4 protein-coding genes, 1 tRNA gene, 1 rRNA gene and 1 pseudogene are annotated in these 6,907 nt (G+C 37.6%); all 7 read left to right on the forward strand.

Annotated elements, in window-relative coordinates:
• The first annotated feature begins 77 nt into the window (after positions 1–77).
• A pseudogene (locus BN38_RS08620) lies at positions 78–1,848 on the forward strand (ABC transporter ATP-binding protein).
• 68 nt (positions 1,849–1,916) lie between these two features.
• Positions 1,917–2,687, forward strand: a complete 771-nt coding sequence (locus BN38_RS08625; protein ID WP_044566944.1) for a DnaJ domain-containing protein — start codon at positions 1,917–1,919, stop codon at positions 2,685–2,687.
• A gap of 10 nt (positions 2,688–2,697) precedes the next feature.
• Entirely contained in the window at positions 2,698–3,480 is a 783-nt protein-coding gene (locus BN38_RS08630) for a threonine/serine exporter family protein (protein ID WP_049944483.1), read from the forward strand.
• Positions 3,481–3,948: a threonine/serine exporter family protein gene (locus BN38_RS08635; RefSeq protein WP_044566946.1), complete on the forward strand. Its 468-nt coding sequence runs from the start codon at positions 3,481–3,483 to the stop codon at positions 3,946–3,948. It begins immediately after the preceding gene.
• Positions 3,948–4,436: a peptide-methionine (S)-S-oxide reductase MsrA gene (gene msrA / locus BN38_RS08640; protein ID WP_044566948.1), complete on the forward strand. Its 489-nt coding sequence runs from the start codon at positions 3,948–3,950 to the stop codon at positions 4,434–4,436. Before BN38_RS08635 ends, msrA begins: the two co-directional genes overlap by 1 nt.
• A 353-nt stretch (positions 4,437–4,789) precedes the next feature.
• Positions 4,790–6,318: ribosomal RNA gene (locus tag BN38_RS08645) — 16S ribosomal RNA — on the forward strand.
• Positions 6,319–6,528: 210 nt separating this feature from the next.
• Positions 6,529–6,605: transfer RNA gene (locus BN38_RS08650), tRNA-Ile, on the forward strand.
• Positions 6,606–6,907 lie beyond the last annotated feature (302 nt).

Consider the following 6,907-nt stretch of genomic DNA (forward strand, 5'->3'; position numbering starts at 1 on the left):
ATGATTTTCAACTTTAGTAAATAACATATTAAAATGGTAAGGTAATTATATTAGAAAAATTTATTAAAGGAGGCCAAATGAAGGAAAAATCATATTCTAATAAATATTTAATTAAGAGATTCTTACCTTATTATAGACCTTACAAAAAAATATTAGCAGCAGATCTTTTTGCATCTGCTTTAACAACAGTCTCAGGACTGGTTTTACCACTTTTACTATCTTATTTAACAGATTGGGCCCAAGTGGGTCTGCTTGATGCACATAGGGTAGTTAAGGTCGGTATTATTTTTGTGATAACAAAGATAGTTGAGGTTGCTGCAAGATACTTTATGCAATCCTTGGGTCATATAATGGGAGCTAAGATTGAACGTGACATGAGAAAAGATGTATTTAACCATCTCTTGACCATGGATACAGAGTTTTTCAATGAAGCTCGCATTGGATCCACTGATGAGTAGGCTTACTACAGACCTATTTGACATAACAGAGTTTTCCCACCACGTTCCAGAAGAAATTTTGGTTGGAGTAATTAAATTAGTTTTATCTTTTATAGTTTTACTAACCATCAATTGGAAACTTGCCCTTATAATCTATGCAATTATTCCAATAATGTTCGTGGTTTCTGGCAACAAACGTAGAGACTTTAGGAAAGCCACACTAAATGTAAAAAGGCAAATAGGAGAGATAAACTCAGGAGTAGAGGATACTTTGCTTGGAATATCAGTTGTCAAATCTTTTGCCAATGAAGAAATAGAAAAGGATAAGTTTAAGAGTAACAACGATAAATTTGTCGATATCAAAAAAGATAGATATTTTGACATGGCAGGTTTCTTCATGATTAATGAAGCCTTTGCTGGATTTATGTACGCCATATTGATATTTGTCGGCGGAATGTTTGTAGTAAATGATTATATAAGCCCAGGAGACCTCGTTGCCTTTACCATGTATTTAAATATGTTAATAGCAACTATAGAAAGGCTCATAAACTTTACGGATGTTTACCAAGCAGGATCTACTGGCATTGAAAGATTTGTTGAGGTCATGGATTTGAAAAACAATATATATGACCACGATAGTGCAGAAGAGTTGAAAGATGTGCGTGGAGAAATAGAATTTAAAAATGTTTATTTCAAATATCCAGAGACAACAGAAAACGAACCGTATGTACTTGAAGATATCAACTTTGCTGTGGATGTAGGGGAAAATATTGCCCTAGTAGGTCCATCTGGTGCAGGAAAAACTACCATTTCCAAACTGATTCCTAGATTTTATGATATAGAAAAAGGATCAATAACCCTTGATGGCAAGGACATCAGAGATTTAACCTTAGAATCTTTAAGAGATAATATAGGAATTGTCCAACAAGATGTGTATCTATTTGGTGGAACTGTCAAAGAAAATATCCGATATGGCAAGGAAGATGCCACAGACGAGGAAATAGAAAGAGCAGCAGAACTTGCTGGAGCCACCGAATTTATCAAAGACTTACCTTATGGTTATGACACTCACATAGGTGAACGTGGAGTAAAACTTTCTGGTGGTCAAAAACAAAGAATTTCTATAGCTAGAGTATTTCTTAAAAATCCACCAATCCTCATACTTGACGAGGCAACAAGTGCCCTTGACAATAAGAGTGAGGCTATTGTCCAAAAATCACTAGAACTTCTATCCAAGGGCAGAACTACCATAACTATTGCCCATAGACTTTCTACTATTAAAAATGCTGATGAAATCTTAGTTTTAACTTACGATGGAATAGTCGAACGTGGCAGTCACAAAGACCTACTTGAAAAGAAAGGCATCTATTATAATCTATATAATAGTAACAACGAAGAATTATTTGGCTAAAATTAACTTATAATAATTTACTAAAACATAGAATCTTTGATATAATCAAACTGAATGGAGATTTTACTATGAAAGTACTAGGAAAAATTATACATGGCTTAGCCACAGGACTTGGAACTGTTTTTAATGTTTTGATCAACATTATGAATGTAATCGTTGTTACTTTTGAAGGCATTAGGCAATTACTATTTGGGATTTTTATTATTGGGTGTTCCACTATATTTATATTTCCAATAATTCCCCTTATGCTTCCCAAAAACGTCACTTACTTCATATTTGCGGTAATATTTATACCTATTCTCGGACCAAAGTTTATATCCTTACTAAGATATTTGAACTACACACTTACAGAGTGGATGTATGATAGGGCGGATTCAATGATTACAGGCAAAAAAGTTGGTTATGAAAGTATATCTGACTATTCCAATAAGTATAAATATGAGCAAGAACAAGCAAGAAGACGTGCCCAAGAAGAAGCAGCTCGTCGTCAACAAGAAGAGATGAACCGTAGATTTGAAGAATTTGTTAGAAATTTTGGTGGCTACTCTAGAACCTACTACCAAAACACAAATCAAAACTACAATCAAGGTTATGGTGGCTTTAATGGAGTAAATGATATTGGATTTAAGGAAAAGTATGAGAGGGCTTGCAATACCCTGGGACTTGCTTATGACACTGATATCTACCAAGTTAAGTTAAATTATAGGAAATTAGCTAAAAAATATCACCCAGATATCAATAAAAACCCAGATGCGACAGAGAAATTTACTAAAGTTAACGATGCTTACGAATTTTTAACAGAAGATAATATTAAAAAATACAAGCAAAATTATATGTAAAGGAAGGCTTATGACATCAGAAAATATAACTTCAATGCATGATGCTGTGATCCTTTCGGAGATGGCTGCAGAAGCAGGCGCTATCATGTTAGCAAATGGAGCAGAGATTTATAGAGTTGAAGATACAGTTGAACGCATATTAAGATCACAAGAATCTATAAGAGATGTGGATGTTTTTTCTTCTTTTAATGTAATAATTATTTCCTTTTCATATAAGGGAGAAATTCATTCCAATATGAGAAGGGTAAAAACTAGGTCTAATAATTTGCACTATGTAGACAAAGTAAACACTTTTTCTAGGGATTTCTCTAAGGGAATGTACTCTTTAGATGAGGCATTGCTAGAAATTAAAAATATAAAAAAGTCTGAAGGAACCAAAGTCTCATTAAAAGTGCTTGGAGCAACTGTAGCAGCAGGGGCTTATTCAATCCTACTTGGAGCAGGAATGGCAGAAATTATATCGTCATTTATTGTTGGGTTTTTAGGGTATGAATTCTCCTTGATCCTAGAAAAAAATAAGCTAAATTACTTTGTTGTACATTTTTTCTATGGGATATTTGTTTCGCTACTTAGTATAATCATAAACTTTTTTTTACCTATAAGTATAGACGTTGTTATAATAAGTTCTATGATGGCTTTTGTACCTGGAATTATGATTACAAATGCTGTTAGAGACCTTATGAGTGGAGATGCCACAAGTGGAATGACTGGCTCTGTTATGGCAATATTAATATCTACAGCTCTTGCCCTAGGAGTAGCTGTTCCAATTGGATTATTAGGATTGGTGAAATAAATGAGATATTTAATTGAATTTGTAGTTAGTATATTATCATCAATAGGTTTTGGCCTTGTGTTTTCAATGCCCAAAAGAGCACTTTTAGTTTCTGGAATAAATGGTGGTATAGGATGGATAATCTATAAGCTTGTTCTAAACACAACATCAAGTATATATGTAGCAAGCTTTCTATCAGCCCTAGTCATATCTAGTATATCTGAAATCCAAGCCAGGAAGTTCAAATTCCCAGCCTCGATATTTATAATCCCTGGAGTAATCAACCTTTGTCCGGGAGAAGCAATATATAATACCATGAGATTTTTTATAAATAATCAAAGCCAAAATGCTATAGCAAGTTTTTACAAATCAGTAGCAATAGCGGGAGCTTTAGCCTTTGGAGTACTATTAGCAAGTTCCCTATCAACATCAATGAAAAAATTTAGGATAAGAGGAACAAAGAGAACAGACTATTTAAAGGAGACATGATGATAAAAGAAATATATCTAGCGGGCGGATGTTTTTGGGGAGTAGAAGCCTATTTTAAACAAGTAGAAGGTGTAGTTGATACAGAAGTAGGCTATGCAAATGGCAGAAGCGAAGAAACCAACTATCAAAAAGTTGCCCTAACTGACCATGCAGAAACAGTTTATATCAAATACGATGATGAGATTATAAGCTTAGAAAAGCTTTTGGAATATCTCTACTATATAATAGATCCATTTTCAGTAAATAGACAAGGAAATGATATAGGTCGCCAATATAGAACAGGAGTCTACTCAAAAGATAGCAAGGATATAGCAAAGACAAAAGAATTTATTAAAAGTAAACAAAACAAGGCTGACAAAGAAATAAGAGTTGAAGTAGAAGAACTTAAAAATTTTATAATAGCAGAAGACTATCACCAAGATTACTTAGACAAAAATCCAAGAGGCTATTGTCATATAAACCTTAATGATAAGCCGAATCTCAGCTAAAAAATATAAAGGTGCACATGTGTGCATCTTTTTTTATAAAAAATATTAAAAAAAGTATTGACAAGATAAAAATACCATGGTATTATATATCTTGTCGTTAACAAGCGACAATGAACCAGATAGTTAAAATAAACTATCTACATTTAAATAGTAATTAAACTTTAAGCAATTAATTTGAGTAACCTTAACAATGAACGTTTATACAATAAACGGACAAATTTAAATCACGCATTGATTTAGATCAGTGTAAATGAGAAGAGCTTGAATCAAAGAACAGGCCCGTCCGGCCCAAAGAGAACCCTCCACGGAGTGGTCGCAGGACGGAACGGCCGAGAATGGCTTTCATATAAATTTTTCATGAGAGTTTGATCCTGGCTCAGGATTAACGCTGGCGGCGTGCATAACACATGCAAGTCGAACGATGAAACTTAAAAGATTTCTTCGGAATGAACTTAAGTGAATTAGTGGCGAACGGGTGAGTAACGCGTGAGTAACCTGCCTTACACAAGGGGATAGCCTCTGGAAACGGAGAATAATACCCTATGAAACTATCTTATCGCATGAAAAGATAGTCAAAGTGTTTTAGCGGTGTAAGATGGACTTGCGTCTGATTAGCTAGTTGGTGAGATAACAGCCCACCAAGGCAACGATCAGTAGCCGGCTTGAGAGAGTGTACGGCCACATTGGGACTGAGACACGGCCCAGACTCCTACGGGAGGCAGCAGTGGGGAATTTTGCACAATGGGGGCAACCCTGATGCAGCGACGCCGCGTGATTTAGAAGGCCTTCGGGTTGTAAAAATCTTTTGTATAGGAAGAAAATGACAGTACTATACGAATAAGGTCCGGCTAATTACGTGCCAGCAGCCGCGGTAATACGTAAGGACCGAGCGTTGTCCGGAATCATTGGGCGTAAAGGGTACGTAGGCGGTTAGAAAAGTTAGAAGTGAAAGGCTATAGCTCAACTATAGTAAGCTTTTAAAACTGTTTAACTTGAGAGATGGAAGGGAAAGTGGAATTCCTAGTGTAGCGGTGAAATGCGCAGATATTAGGAGGAATACCGGTGGCGAAGGCGACTTTCTGGCCATTATCTGACGCTGAGGTACGAAAGCGTGGGTAGCAAACAGGATTAGATACCCTGGTAGTCCACGCCGTAAACGATGAGTGTTAGGTGTCTGGAGTAAATCTGGGTGCCGCAGCTAACGCAATAAACACTCCGCCTGGGGAGTACGCACGCAAGTGTGAAACTCAAAGGAATTGACGGGGACCCGCACAAGCAGCGGAGCATGTGGTTTAATTCGAAGCAACGCGAAGAACCTTACCAAGTCTTGACATATTACGGCGTGTTTTAGAGATAAGACACTATATCTTCGGATAACTGTAATACAGGTGGTGCATGGTTGTCGTCAGCTCGTGTCGTGAGATGTTGGGTTAAGTCCCATAACGAGCGCAACCCCTATGGCTAGTTACCATCATTAAGTTGGGGACTCTAGCAATACTGCCGGTGACAAACCGGAGGAAGGTGGGGATGACGTCAAATCATCATGCCCTATATGACTTGGGCTACACACGTGCTACAATGGCAGGTACAGAGGGCGGCGAGACGGTGACGTCAAGCGAACCTCAAAAAGCCTGTCCCAGTTCGGATTGCACTCTGCAACTCGAGTGCATGAAGTTGGAGTTGCTAGTAATCGCAGATCAGAATGCTGCGGTGAATGCGTTCCCGGGTCTTGTACACACCGCCCGTCACACCATGGAAGTTGGCAATACCCGAAGCCTGTGAGCGAACCATTAGGACGCAGCAGTCGAAGGTAGGGTCAGTAACTGGGGTGAAGTCGTAACAAGGTAGCCGTATCGGAAGGTGCGGCTGGATCACCTCCTTTCTAAGGAAGCCCGGCATACTGGGTGGCAAATTAGCGAAGCGATTTACCATAATTTGTCAGTTGCAAAGCAACGACAAATTACGCCTCTAAACAAGTAACTATCATAGTTACCATAATCGCAGAGGAATAAACACCAGTAACCGGAGCAGGGAAACGATACGTTGTTTCCTAACTTTTAGAAACAAATTAATTGGTACCTATTAATTGCTTGGACCTGTAGCTCAGGTGGTTAGAGCGCACGCCTGATAAGCGTGAGGTCGGTAGTTCGAGTCTACTCAGGTCCACCATAATGACCTATCCCAATTTTGCAAAGCAAAATTGATGGAAGGTCAGACGTCGCGGCGTTTCAAAGTTGCTTGCAACTTTGTCAGCAAGCCGACGCATCTTGTAGCTACTAGCAAGTCTAGTTAGCTACATAAATTACTATTTAAAAATATGAACCACCTAACAGAGGAAAGGAAAGTACAAACAAAGTACTAGCGTCTTTTTGCCTCTGATATCTAAAGATATCAGAAATCAAAAAGATTCGAAATCAAAGATTTCGAACCCCATCAGCTTAGGCTTAAAACTAAATAGCAAACAATATTTC

This window comes from Anaerococcus provencensis (assembly GCF_000312365.2).
Classification (GTDB): Bacteria; Bacillota; Clostridia; order Tissierellales; family Peptoniphilaceae; genus Anaerococcus; species Anaerococcus provencensis.

Bases quoted from the DNA above. Each gene is read 5' to 3' on its own strand.
- BN38_RS08630 (WP_049944483.1), top strand. From the start codon at position 2,698: ATGACATCAGAAAATATAACTTCAATGCATGATGCTGTGATCCTTTCG.
- BN38_RS08635 (WP_044566946.1), top strand. From the start codon at position 3,481: ATGAGATATTTAATTGAATTTGTAGTTAGTATATTATCATCAATAGGT.
- BN38_RS08625 (WP_044566944.1), top strand. From the start codon at position 1,917: ATGAAAGTACTAGGAAAAATTATACATGGCTTAGCCACAGGACTTGGA.
- msrA (WP_044566948.1), top strand. From the start codon at position 3,948: ATGATAAAAGAAATATATCTAGCGGGCGGATGTTTTTGGGGAGTAGAA.